The 23,909-nt window shown below is 57.7% G+C and carries 20 protein-coding genes; 7 read left to right on the forward strand and 13 right to left on the reverse strand.

Annotation, left to right across the window (positions count from 1 at the left end; all coding sequences use genetic code 11):
* Positions 1 to 72: 72 nt before the first annotated feature.
* Entirely contained in the window at positions 73 to 1,263 is a 1,191-nt protein-coding gene (locus tag QZ862_RS08615) for a divergent polysaccharide deacetylase family protein (protein ID WP_296099005.1), read from the forward strand.
* Positions 1,264 to 1,299: 36 nt separating this feature from the next.
* Complete coding sequence (locus tag QZ862_RS08620; RefSeq protein WP_113326763.1) at positions 1,300 to 1,812, forward strand: RNA pyrophosphohydrolase; 513 nt, start codon at positions 1,300 to 1,302, stop codon at positions 1,810 to 1,812.
* Positions 1,813 to 1,864: 52 nt separating this feature from the next.
* On the opposite strand, the gene bfr is transcribed toward QZ862_RS08620, so the two are convergent.
* The 4 genes from bfr to QZ862_RS08640 form a co-directional block, all read right to left on the reverse strand.
* Positions 1,865 to 2,356, reverse strand: coding sequence for a bacterioferritin (gene bfr / locus QZ862_RS08625; RefSeq protein ID WP_027673553.1), 492 nt, complete (start codon positions 2,354 to 2,356; stop codon positions 1,865 to 1,867).
* Positions 2,322 to 2,633: a (2Fe-2S)-binding protein gene (locus tag QZ862_RS08630; RefSeq protein WP_113326764.1), complete on the reverse strand. Its 312-nt coding sequence runs from the start codon at positions 2,631 to 2,633 to the stop codon at positions 2,322 to 2,324. Before QZ862_RS08630 ends, bfr begins: the two co-directional genes overlap by 35 nt.
* Before the next feature lie 248 nt (positions 2,634 to 2,881).
* Positions 2,882 to 3,607 (reverse strand): acetoacetyl-CoA reductase, encoded by a 726-nt coding sequence (gene phbB / locus QZ862_RS08635; RefSeq protein ID WP_296086184.1) that lies wholly within the window; start codon positions 3,605 to 3,607, stop codon positions 2,882 to 2,884.
* Between the two features lie 71 nt (positions 3,608 to 3,678).
* Positions 3,679 to 4,860, reverse strand: a complete 1,182-nt coding sequence (locus QZ862_RS08640) for an acetyl-CoA C-acetyltransferase (RefSeq protein ID WP_296099008.1) — start codon at positions 4,858 to 4,860, stop codon at positions 3,679 to 3,681.
* A gap of 244 nt (positions 4,861 to 5,104) precedes the next feature.
* Here QZ862_RS08640 and phaR point away from each other — a divergent pair, with 244 nt between their 5' ends.
* Positions 5,105 to 5,683, forward strand: coding sequence for a polyhydroxyalkanoate synthesis repressor PhaR (phaR, locus tag QZ862_RS08645; RefSeq protein ID WP_296019201.1), 579 nt, complete (start codon positions 5,105 to 5,107; stop codon positions 5,681 to 5,683).
* A 92-nt stretch (positions 5,684 to 5,775) separates the two neighbouring features.
* Here phaR and QZ862_RS08650 read toward each other — a convergent pair whose 3' ends face one another.
* Entirely contained in the window at positions 5,776 to 7,086 is a 1,311-nt protein-coding gene (locus QZ862_RS08650; protein ID WP_296099119.1) for an MFS transporter, read from the reverse strand.
* 147 nt (positions 7,087 to 7,233) lie between these two features.
* Positions 7,234 to 11,997: an NAD-glutamate dehydrogenase gene (locus tag QZ862_RS08655; RefSeq protein ID WP_296099011.1), complete on the reverse strand. Its 4,764-nt coding sequence runs from the start codon at positions 11,995 to 11,997 to the stop codon at positions 7,234 to 7,236.
* 534 nt (positions 11,998 to 12,531) lie between these two features.
* On the opposite strand from QZ862_RS08655, the gene QZ862_RS08660 reads away from it, so the two are divergent.
* Positions 12,532 to 13,104 (forward strand): CarD family transcriptional regulator, encoded by a 573-nt coding sequence (locus QZ862_RS08660; RefSeq protein ID WP_027673546.1) that lies wholly within the window; start codon positions 12,532 to 12,534, stop codon positions 13,102 to 13,104.
* Between the two features lie 121 nt (positions 13,105 to 13,225).
* Here QZ862_RS08660 and QZ862_RS08665 read toward each other — a convergent pair whose 3' ends face one another.
* Positions 13,226 to 13,771, reverse strand: a complete 546-nt coding sequence (locus tag QZ862_RS08665; protein ID WP_296099121.1) for a L,D-transpeptidase family protein — start codon at positions 13,769 to 13,771, stop codon at positions 13,226 to 13,228.
* A 141-nt stretch (positions 13,772 to 13,912) separates the two neighbouring features.
* Here QZ862_RS08665 and QZ862_RS08670 point away from each other — a divergent pair, with 141 nt between their 5' ends.
* Both QZ862_RS08670 and QZ862_RS08675 read left to right on the forward strand, forming a co-directional pair.
* Positions 13,913 to 14,596, forward strand: coding sequence for a response regulator transcription factor (locus QZ862_RS08670; protein WP_296019191.1), 684 nt, complete (start codon positions 13,913 to 13,915; stop codon positions 14,594 to 14,596).
* 118 nt (positions 14,597 to 14,714) lie between these two features.
* A complete protein-coding gene (locus tag QZ862_RS08675; protein ID WP_296099014.1) occupies positions 14,715 to 15,170 on the forward strand; it encodes a cyclic nucleotide-binding domain-containing protein in 456 nt (151 codons plus the stop codon).
* Positions 15,171 to 15,182: 12 nt separating this feature from the next.
* Here QZ862_RS08675 and QZ862_RS08680 read toward each other — a convergent pair whose 3' ends face one another.
* The 6 genes from QZ862_RS08680 to tesB all read right to left on the reverse strand — a co-directional run bounded on the left by QZ862_RS08680 (position 15,183) and on the right by tesB (position 22,584).
* The gene (locus QZ862_RS08680; RefSeq protein WP_296099017.1) at positions 15,183 to 15,986 is read right to left on the reverse strand and encodes an exodeoxyribonuclease III; all 804 of its coding nucleotides are present in this window, start codon (positions 15,984 to 15,986) and stop codon (positions 15,183 to 15,185) included.
* A gap of 83 nt (positions 15,987 to 16,069) precedes the next feature.
* Positions 16,070 to 16,795, reverse strand: coding sequence for an outer membrane lipoprotein carrier protein LolA (locus QZ862_RS08685; RefSeq protein WP_296019185.1), 726 nt, complete (start codon positions 16,793 to 16,795; stop codon positions 16,070 to 16,072).
* Between the two features lie 116 nt (positions 16,796 to 16,911).
* Positions 16,912 to 19,542, reverse strand: coding sequence for a DNA translocase FtsK (locus QZ862_RS08690; RefSeq protein ID WP_296099020.1), 2,631 nt, complete (start codon positions 19,540 to 19,542; stop codon positions 16,912 to 16,914).
* Between the two features lie 207 nt (positions 19,543 to 19,749).
* Positions 19,750 to 21,105, reverse strand: a complete 1,356-nt coding sequence (locus QZ862_RS08695) for an ammonium transporter (protein WP_296099023.1) — start codon at positions 21,103 to 21,105, stop codon at positions 19,750 to 19,752.
* Between the two features lie 29 nt (positions 21,106 to 21,134).
* Positions 21,135 to 21,485, reverse strand: coding sequence for a P-II family nitrogen regulator (locus QZ862_RS08700; protein ID WP_062424736.1), 351 nt, complete (start codon positions 21,483 to 21,485; stop codon positions 21,135 to 21,137).
* A gap of 214 nt (positions 21,486 to 21,699) precedes the next feature.
* Positions 21,700 to 22,584: an acyl-CoA thioesterase II gene (tesB, locus tag QZ862_RS08705; RefSeq protein WP_296076744.1), complete on the reverse strand. Its 885-nt coding sequence runs from the start codon at positions 22,582 to 22,584 to the stop codon at positions 21,700 to 21,702.
* Positions 22,585 to 22,676: 92 nt separating this feature from the next.
* Here tesB and QZ862_RS08710 point away from each other — a divergent pair, with 92 nt between their 5' ends.
* Positions 22,677 to 23,891, forward strand: coding sequence for a ubiquinone biosynthesis hydroxylase (locus QZ862_RS08710; protein WP_296099026.1), 1,215 nt, complete (start codon positions 22,677 to 22,679; stop codon positions 23,889 to 23,891).
* Positions 23,892 to 23,909 lie beyond the last annotated feature (18 nt).

A 23,909-nucleotide genomic window follows, 5' to 3' on the forward strand; every position in this document is an offset into this window, starting at 1 on the left:
GGCACTGGTCTAAGGCCTGTGCCTTTTCATGTCCGCTCAGACGTTACCCACGCATCAGCCACGGAAACATCATTGTCATCAGACCTGCGTAAACCGCTCATGGGTCGGAAGCGTAAACAGAGCGCCGGGTTCTTCCGGCGCTTTTCTGTGTCGATGCTGCTTGCAATTCTTGTTGGCGGCGGTGTGGCCGGACTATCCCTCTACACGGCTCTCTCTCCAGGCAATCTGGCAAAAAGCTCCACCGCGCCGGACGTGACACTGGGACCGGCGGGAGCGCCGCAGGACCAGGCGGTAGCCGCGAACGACGGTAACGCCGTTGACCTGCAAAGTGGCCGTTCCGGCGCCAATGTTCAGCGCAATACCATGTCGGACGGCAACGTCGTCTCCGTCTTTTCGCCGAAGGACAGAACCGATAATGCGCCTGTGCTGATGACCGGCCAGACGGTTGGGCAGGATCCACGTGTGGCCATGCGGCCGAATGACGAGCTTTTGGAGGATAGCCCCTTCGGCAGACTGCCGATTGTCAGCGCCGACGGCTTGAAACCTATGGATCAGTACGCCAGACCCTGGTCCGGTGCGCGCGGCACCCGGATTGCTATCGTCGTTGGTGGCCTGGGGCTCAGCCAGACCGGCACGCAGAAGGCCATCAAGGAACTTCCGCCTGAAGTCACCCTCGGCTTTGCCGCGTCGGGGAACAGCCTGCAGCGCTGGATGCAGGAGGGCCGCCGCGAAGGTCATGAAATCCTGCTGCAGATACCGTTCGAGCCTTTCGGCTATCCTGGCACCAATCCCGGCCCCGATACGCTGCTCATTTCCGACCCGCCCAAGATCAATATCGAGCGGTTGCACCGCTCCATGGCCAAGATCACCAACTATACCGGTGTAATGAACTATCTTGGCGCGCGATTCATGGCCGATGACAAGTCGCTTGAACCCGTCCTTCGCGATATTGGCCAACGTGGCCTGCTCTTTCTGGATGACGGTTCGTCGGCGCAATCGCGCACCAGCATCATCGCGAAGGCCGTTTCCACGCCGACAGGCTTTGCCGATCTGCAACTGGACGATCAGGTGAACGAGACAGCCATTCTGCGCAAGCTGGACGATCTGGAGCGGATTGCCCGCAGAAACGGCTCCGCTATCGGCGTCGCCTCTGCCTTCGATGAAAGTGTTGCCGCCATTTCCAAATGGTCGGTCGAGGCAGCTGGTCGCGGCATCGAGATCGTTGGTGTTTCCGCGCTTGTTTCGCAAGACGCCAAACAGTAAGTCTTCCCCATCACCCAACAACGTCCGGATTAGAAAATGTCGATCACAGCAGCCGATCTGCCATACCGCCCCTGCGCCGGTATTATGGTTCTAAATGATAAGGGCCTCGTCTGGGCCGGACGCCGTATCTCGCAAGGCAATTCAGAGTTCGATGGGTCGCCTCAACTCTGGCAGATGCCGCAGGGCGGCATCGACGAGGGAGAAGCCCCTTTGGCTGCCGCCATTCGTGAGCTCTATGAAGAAACGGGCATGAAGACGGTGACGCTGCTGGCCGAGGCGCGTGACTGGATCCATTACGATCTGCCGCCGCAGCTGATCGGCATCGGGCTTCGCGGCAAATATCGCGGCCAGGCGCAGAGATGGTTTGCGTTCAGGTTCGATGGCGACGAAAGCGAAATCCAGATCAACCCACCGCCCGGCAGTAACGAAGCGGAATTCGACGCCTGGGACTGGAAGCCGATGGAAACGCTGCCAGACCTCATCGTCCCGTTCAAACGGTCGGTCTATGAGCAGGTGGTGGACCAGTTCCGCCATCTGGCAGCCAAGTGATGGCAACAAAAAAGGCGGCATCTCTGCCGCCTTTTTCAATCGTCTGTCAGAATTACTCGGATTCGGCAGAATCGGCCGAGTCGGCGTTGAGCTGGCCGTACTTGGCTTCGCCGATCTTGTTGAGCAGATCGAGCTGTGTTTCGAGGAAGTCGATATGGCCTTCTTCGTCGATGAGTAGCTGTTCGAACAGCTTCATCGAGACGTAGTCGCCAGCGTCGTGACAGATGTCGCGAGACTTCTTGTAGGCTGTCCGAGCGTCATATTCGCCAGCAAGATCGGCTTCCAGCACTTCCTTGACGTTCTGGCCGATGCGCAGGGGCGCTACGGTCTGAAGGTTCGGATGGCCTTCAAGGAAGATGATGCGATCAATGATCTTGTCAGCGTGCTGCATCTCTTCGATCGACTCGGCGCGCTCTTTCTTGGCGAGCTTCGTGTAGCCCCAGTCGTTCAACAGCCGGTAGTGAAGCCAGTACTGGTTCACCGCACCGAGTTCGAGGAACAGTGCCTCGTTAAGCTGCTCGATGACTCTTTTGTCGCCTTTCAATGTCCGCTCTCCTGTGGTCTTCATGTAATTGTTTCAAGCGGGACATAAAATCAAAAACTTCGGCCTCAGTCGAGTGCCGACGTGCATGATAGTCTTCCGTCGTTTTGATGATCAGGTCGACGACAGTCGGGAAACAGCCACAGCAACGACCGCGCTTCTGCATGGCGTGATAGACTTTCGCAGGAACGATGAGCTGCCAACAGTCTTCGTCCAGAAGCTCGTTGATGACATCGCGAATGTCGTTATCGGTGATGTAATTGCAGCTACAAACCAGCATGATCCAATGCCTGTGTGACCCAACGCGTTGTTTTTTCTGTTAAACCAAAACAGGACATTCAATGTCAAGAAAAACAATCACGCGATTGGACAAGTGATCGGCTTAGATCGCTTCTAAACTAGATGAAAAATTTCGTCTTTTCATCTATTTAGCACATTCTTGATGAGCAGCGCGTTGATCGGCCCGATGAACTCAATCGGCGAAAGGCATCCGATCTCACGGGTTTGTGATCTCTTTTTCGCCGTCCGTTAGGCGAAGTACTGTCCGCCATTGGCCGTCAGTGTCGATCCTGTGATGAACCCGGCATCATCGGATGCAAGGAAGAGCGCACATCGGGCAATCTCGTCCGGCTCACCCAATCGACCGACCGGGATCTGCGGGAGGATGCGCTCGCTCAAAACGGTTTCGGGAATAGCGCGCACCATCTCTGTGCCAATGTAGCCGGGGCAGATTGCGTTGACGGTGATATTGCGCGCCGCGCCTTCCTGTGCCAGCGCCTTCGTCAGCCCGATATCGCCAGCCTTGGAGGCGGAATAGTTCGCCTGTCCCGCCTGGCCTTTCTGTCCGTTGATCGAGGATATGGTGATGATGCGCCCAAAACCGCGCTCGCGCATGCCGGGCCAGACCGGATGGGTCATATTGAAGACGCCATTGAGATTGGTATCGATGACGTCGCGCCATTGCTGCGGCGTCATCTTGTGGAACATGGCATCGCGCGTGATGCCGGCATTGTTGACGAGGATGTCGATCGGTCCGAGCGTTCGCTCAACCTCCGCCACGCCCGCCACGCAAGCATCGTAATCCCGCACATCCCATTGAAAGGCTGGGATGCCGGTTGTCTGCCGAAAGGCTTCGGCGCGATCCTCGGTAAAGACGTAATTCACCGCGACCTTGTAACCCGCTGCCTGGAAGGCCTTAGCGATTGCTGCGCCGATGCCGCTCGTTCCACCCGTTACCAATACCACACGGCTCATCTTCAAGGCCCTCGATTTCAATGCGTGGTCCTTTAGAGGGGCCAACATGGCATTTCAATGTTTTCAGACGATCACAGACCCTCTAGGCACATGGCAACGCCCATGCCACCGCCAATGCAGAGTGTCACAAGGCCCTTTTTTGCCTGACGCCGTTTCATTTCGAAAACGAGCGTGTTCAAGACACGCGCGCCAGACGCACCGATCGGATGACCGATGGCAATCGCCCCGCCATTGACGTTGACGATCTCCGGGTTGAGATCGAGGTCGCGCACCACGGCACAGGACTGGGCGGCAAAGGCCTCGTTTGCCTCGACTAGATCGAGATCGCCAACGGACCAACCTGCCTTGCTAAGCGCCTTGCGCGAGGCAGGGATCGGGCCAGTTCCCATGATCTGTGGATCGACACCGGCGGTGGCCCACGACGCGATGCGTGCCAGCGGCTGGATGTTGCGTCGGGAAGCCTCTTCTTCCGTCATCAAAAGCACGGCGGCTGCGCCATCATTGAGTCCGGAGGCATTGCCAGCCGTCACGCTGCCTTCCTTGTCGAAGGCCGGGCGCAGCTTCGTCAGCGCCTCGAGCGAGGCACCCGCACGGATATATTCGTCTGCGGCAATCGTCACATCACCCTTGCGGCCCTTGATAACGAAGGGGGCAATCTCGTCTTCAAAGCGCCCGGCTGTCTGTGCAGCTTCTGCGCGGTTTTGCGAGCGCACCGCATATTCGTCCTGCTCTTCACGCGAAAGCTGCCACTGGCGAGCGATATTCTCTGCCGTGATACCCATGTGATATCCATGGAAGGCATCGATCAAGCCGTCCTTCAGCATGGTATCGATCATCTTGAAATCGCCCATCTTCACGCCGCCCCGCAAATGCGCGCAGTGCGGTGCCATGGACATGGATTCCTGGCCGCCTGCCACGATCAGGGAAGCATCCCCAAGCGCGATCTGTTGCGCGCCGAGGGCCACGGCGCGAAGGCCAGAACCGCAAAGTTGATTGATACCGAACGCGGTTGCTTCCTGCGGGATGCCAGCCTTCATTGCCGCTTGGCGCGCGGGATTCTGTCCCTCGCCTGCAGTCAGCACCTGTCCCAGGATCGCCTCATCGACGTCGGTCGCGGCAACGCCTGCACGGTCCAGAACAGCGGTGATGACGGCTGCGCCGAGTTCGTGCGCCGGCGTGTTGGAAAAGCTCCCGTTGAATGAACCGACCGGCGTGCGGGCAGCGCTTGCGATCACGATGGAGGATGAAGCCATGAATGTTTTCTCCCGAATTTTCGCGCGAGACTGTCAAAGCTTGGGGCGCAAGTCAATTTGGCGAGGTTGATTTCGTGGCACGCTGCAAAGCAACATCGACATGCTGTACAATTGCTGCGCAAGAAAGTGACTGCTGCATCGCACAAACCATTTGTCAGATGCCTTTGTTTCAGCATAGTCTTTTGGATGGGAAGAGTAAAAACACCAAAAAAATGCGCAATACCGGCATCGCGAGGAGGCGAGCATGGGAAGACATGGCGGCGAGACCATTATCAAGAAATACGCCAATCGGCGTCTCTATAATACCGGCACCAGCACCTACGTGACGCTGGAAGACCTGGCGAAAATGGTCAAGCGCGGCGAGGACTTCAAGGTTCAGGACGCCAAGACATCTGAAGACATCACGCACGCCGTCTTGACGCAGATCATCGTGGAACAGGAAGCCAAGACCGGCAACACGCTGCTACCGACCGCCTTTCTCCGCCAGTTGATCTCCTATTACGGCGATCAGATGCAGATGGTTGTGCCGACCTTTCTCGAGCATTCGATGAAGACCTTCTCCGAGCAGCAAAGCCATATGCAGGAGCATATGGGCAAGGCGTTCGGCGACCCGTCGCTGACGAAGAATTTCTCCGCGCCGTTCCAGCTGATGGAAGAGCAGATCAAGCGCAATACCGAACTCTTCAAGCAGACGATGCAGATGTTCACGCCCTTTGCAGCACCTGCATCGGCGCCGAAGGAACAGCGCAAGCCTGACGCCTCCGAGATTGACGAGTTGAAGGCACAACTGCGCAACCTCCAGACCAAGCTCGATCAGCTTTAAACTCGGTCAGCGCTGAACTGTTGAGCGGTTTGCGATAACGACATGCGATAAAAACCAAAGCGTGGCGCGAAGCTGAAAGATCGCGACACGCTTTAGATCGTCTTTGGCACTCTGAGCAGCAGCATAAATCCTGCGCCCAGGAACAGGATCAGCGTTGCCATGCCGATATGGGCGGAGCCAGTTGCATAAGTGGTTGCGGAAAACATCAGCGTTGCCATGAAGCTGGTGGCGCGCCCGGAAAGCGCATAGATACCGAAGTAGCGACCCGCTTCCGAAACGGTAATGTTGCGAGCCAGATAGGAGCGTGACGAGGCCTGCACCGGGCCAAAGGCGAGGCCGATCAGAACACCATAGACCAGATAAGCCTTTTCCGCCCCGCTGCTGAAGAGGCCGTTGGTTTCCTCCGTCGAGAACTGCAGCAGGCCAAACAGTGTCGATGTCTTCTCGGTCGAGACGATGCCAAACGTTGCCAGCAACAGCAGCAGCAGGCTGACGATGATCATCCTGCGCGAGCCGAGCCGCTGATCGAGCCGGCCGGCGGCAAAGCAGCCGCCAATGGCGACGATGTTGAGAATGATGCCGTAAATGCCGATTTCCATCGTCGCCCAGCCGAACATGCCAGCCGCGAAGGCACCACCGAGGATCAGCAGCCCGTTGACGCCGTCCTGGTAGAGCATCCGCGCGATCAGAAAACGCGTGATCAGCGGGCGGTGGAGCAACTCCCTAAGCGTCGATGTCAATTCCGACAGGCCCGAGCGTACCGCAAGCCCCAGTGGCAGCCCCTTCTTGACGTCCGGCGTGAAGAAAAACATCGGCAGGATAAAGATGAAGTACCATATCGCGGCGATCGGTCCGGTGATGCGGGCATCCTCTCCCGTTGCCGGGTCCAGACCGAAAAGCGGCGGCAGGCCGATGATGGTAAGGCCCGTCTGTGGGCTGGCTGCCATGAACAGCACGATGAAGATCAGTACGATCATCCCGCCAAGATAACCGAGCCCCCAGGCGGTGTTGGAAATCCGCCCGACATTTTCAGGTGTCGTCAGACGCGGCATCATGGAATCGTTGAAGACGATGGAGAACTCGGCCGCAATCGAGGCAAAGATCATGAAGAGGGCCGGCCACAGCACCGGTGATCCGGGCGCGGCAAACCACAACATTGCAAGACAGGCGATCTTGATGACGGCAAAAAACGCGATCCAGGGCTTTCGCGACCCGGACTGATCGGCAATCGATCCAAGGATCGGTGAGAAGATCGCAATGACAACGGACGAGATAGTCGCGACATTGCTCCAGAGCGTCTGCGCCGAGACGGGATCATCCGTCAGCCGCGCGACGAAGTAAGGCCCGAAGATGAAGGTGGTGACGACGGTGAAGAAGGGTTGCGCTGCCCAATCGAACAGCATCCAACCCCAGATCCCCTTGGCGTCCGTTTTTGGCGCATCCGCCGTGGACTCGACCGATTCTGTCACACGGAAAGAAGAACTCAATGGATTGCCTTTCCGCATGCAGGCGACCCGGCTTTTACAGCCGGGTCATTTCGCCGTTGGACCTTATACGCTTCTGGTCTGGACTATATCGGAAAGCAGACCAGCGGCAACGGTGAGCCGCGCCAGATTCGTCTCTCCGCTATCGCTGAGCGCAGCTAGTTCCGAGACGATGCGATTGACGCGTACACGATCGGCTGAATACCACGCCTGCACCGGGTTCTTCTCCTTGGCATGCTCGGTCAGCGCAGAAACCACGATACGTCGACGCGATGAGGCAATCTGGTCCTGGCTGCGCAGCAGCGCGAGGCTTTCGTAGTGATCAGCCGGGCTGACCCGCTGGCTGGCATCAAGAAGCCTTGCGACGCGGAAGGTGGTGGAGACAGCGGCGTAGCTTTCCGCAGCCCGCGCCAATGTCGTGCCGGCCTGATCAGCGATCAGCATGATTTCCGGTACATAGACCAGCAATCGAAGCGTTTCCAACTCCTTGAGCAGCGAAGGTGAAACGCCATCGACTTCGGCAAGACCGATTTCATCCTGATACTTTGCCGCAGCCGGAGACAGCGTCTTGATGGCACTTCTCAGTCGCTCCACCTCGTCCTGCATGGCACCAGTGATGGTGCCTGCCGTCTGGAGATAAAGCCGCGTCGCGTCGCCGAAGATCCCCATAATTTTGGCATAGAAATCGTTTTGCACATCGCCGGAAATCTGCCCATCAAGTGCGTCGATTTCTCCCCACAGCCGCTTAAGACCGAAGCCATCCTCGACGATCATCGCGGCCTTGACGACGGCAGGCGCCAGCAGGCCGCTCGCATCCACCAGCTTCTGCACGAAACCCGGACCACCACGGTTGACCACCTGGTTGGCAAGGACAGTGGCGACGATTTCGCGATGCAGACGATGGCTGGAAATATCGCCCGCATAAGTCTTTTGCATCTTGCTTGGGAAGTAGTCGGTCAGCAGGTGCTGCAGATAGGGTTCGTCCGGCAGGGTGCTTGCCACCAGCGTGTCGAACAGGGTCAGCTTTGCGTAAGAGAGCAGGACGCCGATTTCCGGCCGGGTCAGCGATTTGCCCGAAGCATAGCGCTCGCTAAACTCCGCATCGTTCGGCAGGGTTTCGACCTTGCGGTTCAACTGGCCGGAGGATTCCAGTGCCGCCATCAGACGGCCGAGCTCCTCGCGGTTGCCGCTGCCCTTACGCTCGACAAGCGAGATCGCCAGCGACTGCAGGTAATTGTTGCGCAGCACCAGTTGCGCCACTTCCGACGTCATGGAGGCCAGCAGCTGATTGCGCTTAGGCAAGGTCAGGCGACCGTCATTGACGGCAGATGCCAGCGCGATCTTGATATTGACCTCGACGTCGGAGGAATTGACGCCCGCCGAATTGTCGATGGCATCCGAGTTGCAGCGTCCGCCGGACAGCGCATAGGCGATGCGACCCTTCTGGGTGATGCCGAGATTGGCGCCTTCGCCGATCACCTTGGCGCGCACTTCCGTTGCATTGATGCGGATAGGATCGTTGGCACGGTCTCCGACCTCTGCGTTGGTTTCAACCGCCGCCTTCACATAGGTTCCGATACCGCCGAACCACAGGAGATCGGCAGGAGCTTTGAGGATCGCCGTCATGATTTCGAAGGGTGTCGCCACCGTCTTGTCGATACCGATGGCCGCCGCAGCTTCCGCCGTTAGCGTCACGGATTTTTCCGCTCGCGAAATGATCATCGCACCCGTGGAGAGTGTCGAGCGGTCGTAATCCTGCCAGCTTGAACGCGGCAGTTCGAAGAGCCGCTTTCTCTCGGCAAAGGATTTGTCCGTATCCGGCGTCGGGTCGATAAAGATATCACGATGATCGAACGCGGCGATCAGTTCGATCTTTTCCGATAGCAACATGCCGTTGCCGAAGACGTCGCCGGACATGTCACCCACGCCAACGACCTTGAACGGCGTGGTCTGGATATCGGTGTCCATTTCGCGGAAATGGCGCTTGACGGTTTCCCAGGCGCCACGTGCGGTAATGCCCATCTTCTTGTGGTCGTAACCGGCAGATCCACCAGAGGCAAAGGCATCGTCGAGCCAGAAACCAGCCTCTCGGGCAAGCCCGTTGGCGGTATCGGAAAAGGTCGCCGTTCCCTTGTCGGCAGCAACGACGAAATAGGGGTCGTCACCATCGAGCCGAACCGTATCAACAGGCGCAACAACATCATCGCCTACGATATTGTCGGTGATGGACAGAAGCGTGCGGATATAGGTCTTGTAGGCATCCTTGCCGGCATTGAAGATCTCGTCGCGATTGCCGCCTACAGGCAGCATCTTTGGAAAGAACCCGCCCTTGGCGCCGACCGGCACGATGACGGCATTCTTTACCTGCTGGGCTTTGACGAGACCAAGAACTTCCGTGCGATAATCCTGGCCACGATCCGACCAGCGAAGACCGCCGCGTGCCACCTTGCCGAAGCGCAGGTGGACGCCCTCCACCTCCGTGCCGTAGACGAAGATTTCACGGAAGGGACGTGGGTCCGGCAGTCCATCTAGAAGCTTCGGATCGAACTTGAAGGCAAGCATCGCCTTTGGCGAACCGTCTTCGTTGCGCTGGAAGTAGTTGGTGCGAAGCGTGGAATCGATTGCGTTCACGTAGCGACGAAGCGTGCGGTCCTCATCCAGATTGGGCACGCCGGAAAGATCGGCCTCGATGGCTTTGTGGAGATCGGACAGCTTACGCAGCCGCGCCTTCTCACCGAGCTTCGGATCGAAACCATGGGCGAAGAGTTCGAAAATTCTCCGCGCAATCGCCGGATATTTGAACAGCGTCTCGGAAATATGCTCCTGCGAATAGACGATGCCCGTCTGGCGCAGATAGCGCGCATAGGCGCGCAGCACCGAAACCTCGCGTACCGTCAGCCCGGCGGCAATGATCAGGCGGTTGAAATTGTCATTGTCTACAGTGCCGTTGAAGGCGGCGAGAAACGCCTCTTCAAGCCGCGGCCCATTGACGGAAAGATCAAGCGTCACGCCCGGCTGGACCCTGAGCTCCATATCATGAAGAACGATGACATCGGTATGATCGCCGGAAAGGACGCCGATATCGAACGTCCGTTCGCTGATGACGCTGAAGCCGAGATTTTCCAGAAGCGGCACGCGGCGCGACAGCGGCAGATGGCCGTCACGGTGGAAGATCTTCAACGAGAGAATGTTCTGAGCCTGCTCAGGCGTACGGTAGAACTCGATGCGAACCGGCTCGCCCTTGGCAGTGGCGACGATATCGGCCATGTCGCCGATCGCTTCCTCTGGCGTGAAGGCTTCCTGATAGGCCTGATCGACATCGAGCGACGGAGCGCCTGGCTCTGAGAGTGCGGTGAAATGATCGATCCAGCGTGCGGCGATATCGCTGACGGCATCTTCCAGCTTGTCCTGCGCAATCCGCGGGGTCTTGCCATTACTGCGCCCGACGATGAAGTGAACGCGGGCCAGTGCCCCTTCCGGAAACGCCGGGTAATAGGCGGAGATGTGGCCGTCATAGACGCGGGCGAGATAGTCGCCGATCTTTTCGCGCACATAGGAATTATACTCCTCTCGCGGCACATAGATGATGACGGAGACGAAGCGGTCGAAACGATCGATACGGGCAAGCACCCTCACCCGCGGACGGTCGGCAAGCTCCATGATCTGCTCTGTGTAGCGAACCAGAAGATCGGTTTCGATCTGGAAGAGGTCGTCACGCGGATAGGATTCAAGCGTGTTGTGCAGTATGCGCCCCGAGTGGCTGTTGGGGTCGAAGCCGAAATGCTCTTCCACCTCGGCGGCCTTGGCGCGCAGAAGGGGTATATCCCTGACCGAGCGTGTATAAGCGGTTGCAGTGAACAGGCCAACGATGCGCAGTTCGCCGATCACGTTGCCATCAGCGTCGAAACGCTTGATGCCGATATAGTCCATATAGGCGCGGCGATGGACGAGCGACTTGACGTTGGCCTTGGTGACAATGAGAAAATCCGGGCCGTCCAGAAACGCCAGGATTTCCGGCGTTGTCATCACAGCATCCTTGCCAAGCCGCAGCACGCGCACATCAGGATCGCTCAATATCCCGAGACCGACACCGTCGCCGCGCTCGATCTTCGCCGAACTTCCTTTGCCGGAATAGATGTAGTCGCGCATGCCGAGAAAAGTGAAATTGTCCTTGCGTAGCCATTCGAGGAATTCTGTGGCTTCTGCGCGGTCAGCCTTGCGGCGCGAGGAACCGCGCTCCTTCAATTCGTGCAGCGCCTCATCGAGCTTGGCCAACATTGGCTTCCAGTCGCTATAGGCAGACTGAACCTGGGCTAGAACAAAGCGAAGCCGCTCTTTCAATGCGTCTGCAGCCTGAGATGAGATTGGCGCGATATGCAGCTGGATGAGGCTGATAGTGTTTTGCGCTGCATCGGTGTCCGGATCGGCCAGCCTATAGCCGCCAATCGCCTGGGCATCGGCCACCATGATAGGATGTATTGCGAGATAAAGGCTACGATAGCTGCTGGTCACTTCCCCCATGATCGAGTCATAAAGGAAGGGCATATTGCCCCCAATGATCGTGAGAATGGAAACCGGGACCTCACGCGGAGACACACCCTCGACCTGCGCAATGCCGATATAGGGACGACCGTCTTTCCAGTGCGACAATTCGCTCGATGTATGGCTTGCCGCGAGCGCCAGCATCTCCGGCGAATAGTATTCGATATCGTCAGTGCTGGCACGACTAAAAAGTGTAGTTGGATCGATAAAGGGCTTGCCATTGGCTTGCGCCAGATTTTTTGCTTTTTCGAGCTGTTTGTCGCGTTTTGGGTTGCTTCGGTAGCCCATTTTGCCTTCTTTCTTCCGAAAATCCGTCCATCTCGACGATAAAAGGGAGAAAAATCATGATTTTCCCCAAACTCGAATCGGATATTGGCCCGGAATTATGAATAGTTTAAGTGGCAATCGACAATTTAAAGAAGCGCTTGGAATTTAATCGATTGACCCCGCTTGGCCGCTCGATTTCGATGGTTTATTGTGCGCTTGATGTTAACGTCTGAATAATCCTTGTTGTGACTCCAGAGTCACGGTGGAAGCAAATTATTGATTTCCACGTATTTTTGTGGTAGACAGATAAAACTGATCCACAGCGCGGCACTTGTGTGCCCTAAAACACCACGAAAGCAAATCATCAATTGCACGCGGTTTCCGTGACATATCCTACTTTTGTGTTATCGATCCCCAGATTGCAAGATGGGTTCTTTTTGCGTGCTTGGCTGGACCAGTGCGGAGTCACCTGACGGTTTCCCCCGTCTCATCCGGGCCTGACCGACCCGACCCCGGAAACCCCCGGGTGTATGTAACAGGGAGTTTTTAAAACGAATGACGACCCAGCAGAAGAAATCTCCAGCGCGCCACGGTTTTAAAACCGGAGAAGCGATCGTTTATCCCGCTCACGGTGTCGGTACCATTTCGGCAATCGAGGAACAGGAAGTCGCGGGCATGAAGCTCGAACTTTTCGTCATCGATTTCGAGAAAGACAAGATGCGCCTCAAGGTGCCTGTCGCCAAGGCTGTCAGCATCGGCATGCGAAAGCTGTCCGAAGGGGATTTCGTTGAGCGTGCGCTGAAGGTTGTTCAGGGCAAGGCACGTGTCAAGCGCACCATGTGGTCGCGTCGCGCGCAGGAATATGACGCCAAGATCAATTCCGGCGATCTGATCGCCATCGCAGAAGTGGTTCGCGATCTTTACCGCGCCGAGAACCAGCCTGAGCAGTCTTACTCCGAACGTCAGCTTTACGAAGCCGCTCTCGACCGCATGGCTCGCGAAATTGCAGCCGTGAACAAGATGTCCGAGACCGAAGCTGTTCGCCTTGTCGAGGTCAACCTCAATAAAGGCCCCAAGCGCGGCAAGGCCGTCGAAGAAGACGACGCGCCGGAAGAAGAAGCCGCTTAAGGCTTGTCACTTACAGAATGTCAAAAAACCCGCCCGCTTCGTGGCGGGTTTTTTGTTTCTTTCGCAAAGATGGCCATTCTGTGTTGAGGGTCTCCCGATGCGTCAATCTTTCTCTAAGGCACTATAAAACCTGGATAATCTGTCCTCTATGAAGGTGCGACAAAAGACGGCGCATATCTCTGGGGTGAAGCGCGACGCAGCCGGCAGTCGGCTCGTAACCCGGACGGATCATATGCATGAAGATGGCTGAGCCACGATTGCGCTGCCTGCATCTGACGTTCCAGTCGAGCACCAGGCAAACGTCGTAAAGGCCGTCCTCCCTGCGGATCTCCTCATGGCTCGGTTTGAACGGAGCTTTGACCATCCGATTGTAGTTCGGATCGCTTGGCGCATCGCACCACAACATCGACTTTACCGCCCTACGCAATGTCAAGCGAGTTTGAACCGCCCGCATGCGCTCTCCCCGGATGAAGCCGTAAAGCAGCGGCATCTGCGCAATCGGTGTTTTACCATCGCCTTCGCACTTGAAAGCGGTGCGACCCTTGCGACCAATCGCAGCCTGAAACGTTAAGTGACCTAGCTGAACGATCGCTCGACTTTTGCTTAAAGGGGAGGGACGAACGAGAAGTCTTGGAGCTGGTGCTCGAGATTTAATCTTTCTGGTCATCACTCTTCTTCACGAGATTTTGCTTTGAAGATGCTTCACCCTGACGTCATAGCACGGCGTTATTGCCGCACAAGGGTTGACGCGAAGCGCGCAAACCGCTGAATTGGTTTGGAAATTAAATAGGAAAGGTGAAGGCATTCTATGACGGCCCGTACATTGCTTCTGGTTGATGACGACGACGATCTGCGCGACACCCTTGCCGAACAGCTTTCGCCCTATGATGAGTTCTCGCTTCTCACTGGCGCGAGCGCCAACGACGCCATACAGACGGTAAAATCCGCACAGGTCGATTTGCTGATCATGGATGTGGGCCTGCCGGACATGGACGGGCGCGAAGCCGTGAAGCTGATGCGCAAGAACGGCTTCAAGTCTCCCATTATCATGCTCACCGGCCACGATACCGATTCCGACACCATACTGGGTCTCGAGGCTGGCGCGAACGACTATGTGACGAAACCTTTCCGCTTCGCAGTCCTCCTTGCTCGCATCCGTGCGCAGCTGCGCCAGTACGAGCAAAGCGAAGACGCGGTCTTTACTGTCGGACCTTACCAGTTCAAGCCAAGCCAGAAGCTGCTGACCACGGAAGACGGCAAGAAGATCCGCCTGACGGAAAAGGAAGCAGCCATCATCCGCTACCTCTACCGCGCTGGCAGCGCCGTCGTTACACGCGACGTTTTGCTGGAAGAGGTCTGGGGTTACAATTCAGGTGTCACCACCCACACGCTTGAAACCCATGTCTATCGGCTTCGTCAGAAGATCGAGCGCGATCCGTCAAATGCGGAAATTCTCGTCACCGAGAACGGCGGCTACAAAATCGTCCCTTAGGGCCTTTTGTGGCATGCCCCCTTGTGTTGGCGCTCACATTGGTTGAAAACCAGTCGGACCGTGTGCCCTTGTTTGAGAGACGCGGCTTCCGACTTCGATCTCCCATCTGGACCAGCTCATGGCGTTGAACGACGATATCAAGCTTTTCGCGCAGGTGCCGCTGTTTCAGGGTTTCAGCGAGGACCAGCTGAGGCTGATCGCGTTTGGCGCAGAGCGCCGGCGCGTTTCTGAAGGGCATATGCTGTTTCGCCAGCACTCTCCCGCCGAATGCGCATTTGTCGTCTGTCATGGAAGCTTCGATCTCTGGACCGAGGACCGTGACGGTACGCGCGAAATCCAGGCAACGGTCGGCAGTGGCTGCCTTCTGTCGGAACTCGCGCTCTTCACCCTGTGCGAGCGCAAGTTTACGGCCGTTGCGCGCCAGGATTCCGAGGTCATCCGCATCACCCGTATTCTTTTCCATCGTATGATCGAGGAATTTCCGGATGTGGCACAGGTGGTGACCGAGCGCATCCGCGGAAATATCGCGGCGCTCGCCTCCAGTGCGGCTGCGATGCAAAAGCGCTTTCTCTAAGAGGCGCTATCTTCAGAACTTGAAATGTGCCGTGACAGGCACGTGGTCAGAAGGGCGGTTCCAACCGCGGGCTTCCTTCAGGATTTCTATGCGGTCGAGCGACGGGCCCAAATCCTGCGATGACCAGATATGGTCAAGACGGCGGCCGCGATTGGCGGCCTCCCAGTCCTTGGCCCGATAGCTCCACCACGTGTAGATCTTTTCCGTCTCCGGCACGTTGAGCCGCATCAGGTCGAGCCAGTTGCCACGCTTCATCACCTCCATGAGCCCCTCCGTTTCGACAGGCGTATGGCTGACGATCTTCAGCAATTGCTTATGCGACCAGACGTCGTTTTCCAACGGAGCGATGTTCAAGTCACCGACCAGGATAGACGAAGTGCCAGGCATACTGTCAGCGCTCAGCACCTTCATCTCTTCCACGAAGTCGAGCTTGTGGCCGAACTTCGGATTGATCGACCGGTCCGGCTCATCGCCACCTGCCGGGACATAAAAGTTATGAAGGCGAATGCGGCGACTGCCGAACTCTACCAGCGCGGAGATATGGCGGGCGTCCCCTACCCCGCAGTAATCCTGGCGATGATCTTCTGTGAGCGGCAGCTTCGAAGCGATGGCGACGCCGTGATAGCCTTTCTGACCGTGAATAATGATGTGCTCATAGCCAAGCGCCCGCAAAGGCTTCAGCGGGAATTCGCCGTTCGGGCACTTGGTTTCCTGCAAGCAGAGAACGTCTGGCTTGTAACGCACCAGGAATTGCTCGACGATCGGCATGCGTAGCCGCACCGAGTTGATGTTCCAGGTGGTTATTGAAAAAGCCATGCCTCACGCTCCATCTCGTCTTGAGTGGAGGCAGGCTTATAACATCGGACATAAAACGGAAACCGCTTTCTGCCGAGCGATCGTCAGCCGCGTTTGCGGACGTCTTCGTAGTTGATGGCAAAAACCTTGTCGTCGAGGTTCACGCCCGTTTGAACGTTGAAGATCATCACGGTCGTGTCCTTGTTCTGGGCGTCCGTGGTCGTCCATTGACGGAGGTCGAAGGTTTTCGGGTCGAACATCAGCGTGATGGTGGAATCGCCGAAAATGCTTTTATCACCGAGAACGATAGTGATCAGATCGGACTCTTCCTTGACGCTGCGAACCTTCTGGTTGCTAAGGTCGATCTTGTCGGAAAGCAAGAGGCTGAGCGGCGTCTTTGACAGCGGATAGAGGTCCCAGGTCTTCAGCTTCATATTGCCGATGACGACGTTGCGGCCATCCGCAATCACGCGCATGGGCGACGGGTCTTCGTAGTTGAAGCGAAGTTTTCCGGGCCGCGAAATATAAAACTTGCCGCCGGTTTGTTCGCCACGCGGGCCGAACTGAACGAACTCGCCCATCATCGTCTTGACCGACGAGAAGTGATTGGCGATCTTCTGCGCCGTTGCGCCGTCACCTGCACCCTGGGCAAAAGCCGCGACCGGCGAAAGTGCTACAGAGGCTGCCGCTGCCGAAAACAGTGTCATCGCAGCTCTGCGCGTCATGCTGCTTTCAAGGCCGGAATGCTGAGCGGAAACGACCGAGCGGGTATTCTTCATTCTGTTCTCCTTCATCGCATTCCATGTGCCGAAAAAACACGGCGGCTTCATGACATGGAGCGACGGCTATAACGTCGAAAGCACACGCCTGGTTGCGGTTACTGAACCGGCACACAGGCGGCGGGTGCCAAAGACCAACCCGCGGTGGCGCATCCGGCATGTGAGGCTTAATCATTCTCCGTCGGCACGAGGATTTCGCGCTTTCCGGCGTGGTTGGCAGGGCCGATGATGCCTTCCTGTTCCATCCGTTCGATCAGCGAGGCGGCCCGGTTGTAACCGATACCAAGCCTGCGCTGGACATAGGATGTCGAGGCCTTGCCATCACGCAATACGACGGCCACGGCCTGATCGTAGGGGTCGTCGGACTCGGCCATGTTGCCGGTCCCGGCGGGACCGCCACCATCCTCGTCCTCATCCTCTTCGGTGACCGCTTCGAGATAGTCGGGCGAGCCTTGCGTCTTGAGGTAGGAGACGATCTCTTCCACTTCATTGTCCGAAACGAAGGGACCATGAACGCGCTGGATGCGCCCGCCGCCTGCCATATAGAGCATGTCGCCCATGCCGAGCAGCTGCTCCGCACCCTGTTCACCAAGGATGGTGCGGCTGTCGATCTTGGAGGTGACCTGGAAGGATATGCGGGTTGGGAAGTTCGCCTTGATCGTACCGGTGATGACATCGACAGACGGACGCTGGGTCGCCATGATGACATGAATGCCGGCGGCACGCGCCATCTGTGCAAGGCGCTGCACAGCACCTTCAATGTCTTTGCCCGCCACCATCATCAGGTCGGCCATTTCGTCGATGATGACGACGATGTAGGGCAGCGGCTTCAGATCGAATTCTTCCGTCTCATACATGGCTTCGCCGGTCTGGCGGTCGAAGCCGGTCTGTACGGTTCTAGTCAGAACTTCGCCCTTATCGAGCGCCTGTTGAACGCGGGTGTTGAAGCCGTCGATGTTGCGAACACCGATCTTCGACATCTTCTTGTAGCGCTCTTCCATCTCCCGCACCGTCCATTTCAAGGCGACGACGGCCTTCTTCGGATCGGTGACGACAGGCGAGAGCAGATGCGGGATGCCGTCATAGATCGACAGTTCGAGCATCTTCGGATCGATCATGATCAGGCGGCACTGTTCCGGTGTCATGCGATAGACGAGCGACAGGATCATGGTGTTGATCGCCACCGACTTGCCCGAGCCGGTGGTACCGGCAACGAGAAGATGCGGCATCTTGGCGAGGTCGGCGATGACGGCTTCGCCGCCGATGGTCTTGCCGAGTGCCATGGGCAGCTTGGCCTTGCTGCTTTCGAAATCGCGCGACCCGACCAGTTCGCGCAAGAAAACCGTCTCGCGCGTGCGGTTGGGAAGCTCGATGCCGATGGCGTTGCGGCCAGGAACGACGGCAACGCGGGCGGCAATGGCGCTCATCGAGCGGGCGATATCGTCCGCCAGACCGATGACGCGCGAAGACTTGATGCCGGGCGCAGGTTCAAGCTCATAAAGTGTTACGACCGGGCCAGGACGCACGTGGATGATCTCGCCCTTAACGCCGAAATCTTCCAGTACGCCTTCCAGACGGCGGGCATTCTGCTCCAGCACGTCTGCATTCAGCGTGTTGTCTTTGACGACATTCTTTGGCTCGGCCAACAGGTGGATTGAGGGGACCTGGAAGCCATCCGGGGAGATGAAGGAGGTTTGCGCTTCGCGTGCAACCCGCTCGCTCGGCTTTGGTCGGGCAGGTGGCGCGGTAATGCGCGTTGGGCTTCCCGGTGCGGGTCGCGCGGCAAAGGGCGCATCGCCGGAGAGTATGCCATCCGGCAGGCTATCCTCGTCATCGAAGGGCTCGTCGAGATCGCCGCCGTTGGCGGATGGTGCCTGCCGTCGGGCACGCGCTTCTGCCCGTTCCTCGAAGGACGGCTCCGCTCTTTCCAGACGGTTGATCGCTGTTTTCAATCGCGATGGCTCGTTTAGTGTCCCGAATTCGTAGTCGTTGAAATCGTAAGGCTGCTCGAACTCATTGGTGAGCGACTTGGGCTTGAGACGCAGAATACGGCGCAACCTTGCCTGGGTGATGTACCAGTAATGAGCAAGCGCGCCAAAGGCCAGGGCGTTGGCGAAGAAGCCCTCGCCGTCATCTTCGCCGTCCTCTTCGATCGCCTGAACCTTGCGGACCTTGCTGGCAGTGGCAGCCTGCGGCGCGAAGGGCTCCTCGGCATCCTGATCCAGGGCGCCAAGAAGTCCGGAGGCGATCAGCATCAGCCAGGCAGCAGGCACGGCAAGAATGGAGCCAAGAACGGTCGCTGTGGTGCCAGTAGGATAAGCACCGAGAAAAAGCGCAGGGAAACGCAGGATCATGTCGCCGATGACGCCGCCGATCCCGTTAGGCAGCGGCCATGTCTGAGGGGCCGGAAAACAGCCAAGCGCAGCCGAAGCGATAAAGGCACCGCCGATCCACGCCGTCAAACGGACTGGCATACGCGTCAGTTTTCGGCCGGAAATCAGCACGAAGGCCCAAGACAGCACAGGCAACATGGCAATCAGCGACGACAGGCCGAGAAACTGCATCATGATATCGGCGAAGATCGCGCCGCTATGTCCGAGCAGGTTGGTGGGCTCGTTGGAGGTCGCGTAGGAAAGACTGGGGTCGGCGACATTCCAGGTCGCGAGTGCCGTCACGCCCAGCGCCAATGCTGCCAGAACGGCAAAACCACACAGCGCCATGATCTGTCGCACGACGAATGCCGTCAGCACGAAGCGATTGTCGCGGCCCTCGAATGTCGGAGAATTCACTCTGCCCATATGTTGAACCTGTCGTCCTTAGTGTTTCCGGAGCTTCGTGACCGAAGCAGGGATGACAGGGCAAAATAGCGGCACGGTGGTTAATGCGGCATTAACCACGGGAAAACTCGTTTACCAAGCTCAGCGCGTCAAAAAAAAATAAGCCCGGCGAGGCGATCGCCGGGCTTCGATAAAGCAAGGTTCGGGTGCGCAGGCACCCGAATGATCTTAGTTGTGGTAGGCAGCTTCGCCGTGGGACGCGAGATCGAGACCTTCGCGTTCGGCTTCGACCGGCACACGCAGACCGACGATGATGTCGACGATCTTGTAGAGGATCGCAGAGCCGATACCCGTCCACAGGATGGTGATGACGACAGCCTGAACCTGAACCATGAACTGACCGCCCATGGTCTGTTCGCCGGCGTAACCGACGCCACCGAGAGACGCGCTGGCGAAGATGCCGGTTGCGAGAGCGCCGAAGAGGCCGCCAACGCCGTGAACGCCGAAGACGTCAGCCGTATCGTCGTAGCCGAACTTGTTCTTCACCACCGAGACGAAGAAGTAGCAGATCGGCGAGACGAGCAGACCCATGATGATCGCGCCCATCGGACCGGCAATGCCGGCAGCAGGCGTGATGGCCACGAGACCGGCGATCATACCGGAAGCCGCACCCAGCATGGAAGCCTTGCCGCGCGTAAAGCTTTCAACCAGGCACCAGGAGAGGATGGCAGCAGCCGTGGCGACGAATGTGTTGACGGTTGCGAGCATCGCGCCACCGGAGGCTTCGAGATTGGAACCGGCGTTGAAGCCGAACCAGCCAACCCACAGCATGGCTGCGCCGACATAAGTCAGCGTCATGGAGTGCGGAGCCATCATGTCCTTGCCGTAACCCGTGCGCTTGCCAACCATGATCGCACCGATGAGACCGGCGACACCGGCATTGATGTGAACGACCGTGCCGCCAGCAAAATCAAGTGCGCCGAGGCCGAAGAGATAGCCCTTGGCATCCCACACCATGTGGGCGATCGGGAAGTAGACGAAGGTGACCCAGAGCAGGCAGAAGAGGATCGAGGCAGAGAACTTGATGCGTTCGGCAAAGGCACCGATGATCAGCGCCGGTGTCAGGGCTGCAAACGTCATCTGGAACATCACGAAGATGTATTCCGGAATGACGACGCCCTGCGAGAAGGTCGCAGCGGTCGTATCCTTGGTGACGCCAGCGAGGAAGAGCTTGGCAAAGCCGCCGAAGAACGGGCTTTCAGAACCGCCGAAAGCGAAGGAGTAGCCGTAGGCGACCCAGGCGATCATGACGGTCGCAGCGATGACCGTGCATTGCATGAGAACCGAAAGCATGTTCTTGGCGCGAACGAGACCGCCGTAGAACAGACCCAGACCCGGAACGGCCATGAACAGCACCAGAAGGGTGGAGAGGAACATGAAGGCGGTGTCGCCCTTGTCCGGGACCGCGGCGGCAGCGGCCGCTGCGGGGGCCGCGGCGTCCTGTGCAAAAGAGATGACCGGCGCCAGGAGGGCTGCCGCACCGGCGCTAAGCGCGCTGAGTGTGGAAATTTTCTTGAAGTTCATAGTGTGAGGACTCCCCTGTCAGCCGAGCTTTAAAGCGCTTCTGTGTTCGTTTCGCCGGTGCGGATACGCACTGCCTGTTCAATCGAGTAGACGAAAATCTTGCCGTCGCCGATCTGCCCCGTCTTGGCCGCGGATGCGATTGCATCGACTGCCTTTTCCACGACGTCGGACGCCACCGCGATCTCGATCTTCAGCTTGGGAAGAAAGCTGACCGCATATTCGGTACCGCGATAAATCTCGGTATGCCCCTTCTGACGTCCGTAACCCTTGACCTCGGTGACGGTCAGGCCCTGAATGCCGAGGGCGGTGAGAGCCTCGCGCACCTCATCCAGCTTGAACGGCTTGATAATGGCCATCACAATTTTCATCTGGTTTCCCATCCTTTGTTTGTGCTCGGCATGGAGCCGACTCTCCTTGCCGCTGGCAGATCAGTAACAGCGACTGCCACTCTATATTCAAAGGCCGTGCCAGTTTGCGCACGAGGGACATAAGCAATTGAAAAGTAAAGACTATAAATAATTCGGCCGCAAAACAGGCAATTGTCCGCACTTTAGGCGAGCAATTTATGGGCGATTTTTTTAATTTGAGTATTTTTTAGTCATTTGCTCGTTTGCGAATCAGGCCCTCTTGCGCCATCGAGGCAATAAGGACGCCGTTGCGGGTAAAAAGGCTGCCTCTGGTCAATCCGCGAGCACCAGATGCGCTCGGGCTGTCTTGCGTGTAGAGCAGCCAGTCTTCCAACTTGCAGGGGCGGTGAAACCACATGGCGTGGTCGAGGCTCGCTACCTGGATCGTCGGATCGAAGATGGTCGTTCCATGAGCATAAAGCGACGTATCGAGCAGCGTCATGTCGGAAAGATAGGCGAGAACGGCTGCCTGATAATGCCTGTCGTTTGGCACATCGCCGACCGCTCTCACCCAGATATCCTGCTTGGGGTCGAGCTTTTCCTTGGAAATATAATGCGTGAGCGACACAGGGCGGATTTCGATCGGCCGCTTGTTCTCCCAGTATTTGCGGATCGCAGGCGGCGCATTGGCGAGAAAGGCTTCCTGCAACTGCGCCTCGCTCATCAGGCTTTCCGGCTGCGGGACGTTCGGGATTTCGCTTTGATGATCGAAACCGCCTTCCTCAATCTGGAACGAGGCGGACATGGAAAAGATCGCATGGCCATGCTGGATGGCAACGATGCGCCGCGTGGCAAAACTTGCCCCATCGCGAATACGATCGACCTGATAGACGATCGGCACGAGAGGATCACCCGGCCGCATGAAATAGGCATGCAGCGAATGGATATAGCGGTCCGCATCCACCGTTCGCTGCGCTGCCATCAATGCCTGCGCAATGACCTGACCGCCAAAGACACGCTGCCACCCGACCTGCGGACTGGTGCCGCGAAAGAGATTTTCTTCAAGTTTTTCAAGATCAAGCGTGGCGACAAGATTTTCCATCGGGCTTGATGAATGAGAAGAATGCGACATTTCGGCATGCTCCGGCTGTATGAAGACGTGATGGGATGGTCTATAATGGGAGGACACTATGCACAAGAACGCAAGGCGCAGGAGAAGACGCAATGCTTGATGTCGTGATTGCCGGGGGCGGATATGTGGGCTTGAGCGTTGCTGTCGCCATCAAGCAGGCAGCGCCGCATCTGGGCGTACAGGTCATCGAGGCTGCGCCCGAAGACGTCTGGAAGAAAGACGTGCGGGCTTCCGCAATCATTGCGGCCGCAAGCCGCATGCTGGATGTCTTCGGCATCTGGCAGGAGCTGGAGCCGGAAGCACAGCCGATCAACAAGATGATCGTGACGGATTCGCGCACGGCAGATCCCGTTCGTCCGGTGTTTCTGACCTTCGATGGCGATGTGGCGGAAGGCCAGCCCTTTGCGCATATGGTGCCGAACGTCGCCATGGTCGGCGCTCTGCGTAGTCTTTGCGAGCGACTCGGCATCGAGATACGCCATGGCCTTAGCGTTACCGGCTTTTCCGCAGGACCACAGAGCAACGTGATTTCTCTTTCCGACGGATCGTCGTTTGAGACACGTCTGCTGGTCGCCTGTGATGGCGTCAAATCGGCGCTGCGCGACATGGCTGGCATCAAGACTGTCCACTGGGCTTATGACCAGTCTGGCATCGTCACCACTGTCGAGCACGAACGCCCGCACAATGGCTGCGCGGAAGAGCATTTCCTGCCGTCCGGCCCATTCGCCATCCTGCCGCTTAAAGGCAATCGCTCCTCGCTGGTGTGGACCGAACGTACTGCGGACGCCGACAGTCTCGTTGCGTCCGACGATCTGATTTTCGAAGAAGAGCTTGAGCGGCGCTTCGGCCACAAGCTCGGACCAATCCGCCCCGTCGGTCCGCGCCGCGCTTTCCCTCTTGGCCTCACGCTCGCCCGCGCTTTCGTCGCACCGCGCATTGCGCTGGCCGGCGACGCCGCTCACGGCATTCACCCAATTTCCGGCCAAGGGCTCAATCTTGGCTTCAAGGATGCGGCAGCGTTGGCGCAAACCGTCATCGAGGCCGATCGCATCGGGCTCGATATCGGTTCTCTCAACGTGCTGAAGCGCTACCAGTCCTGGCGCCGCTTCGATACCGTGCGTATGGGCGTGACAACCGACGTGCTGAACCGTCTTTTTTCAAACGATGTCGGCCCTATCCGCGTCGCGCGCGATTTCGGGCTTGGCCTCGTCGACCGGATTCCAGCGCTCAAATCCTACTTTATCGGCCAAGCTGCCGGAACCTCGGATCGCAATGGCCCAAAGCTGCTGGCGGGACAACCTCTGTAGCCAGCATCGTTCTTTAGC

Source organism: uncultured Agrobacterium sp. (assembly GCA_913777615.1).
Taxonomy (GTDB): domain Bacteria; phylum Pseudomonadota; class Alphaproteobacteria; order Rhizobiales; family Rhizobiaceae; genus Agrobacterium.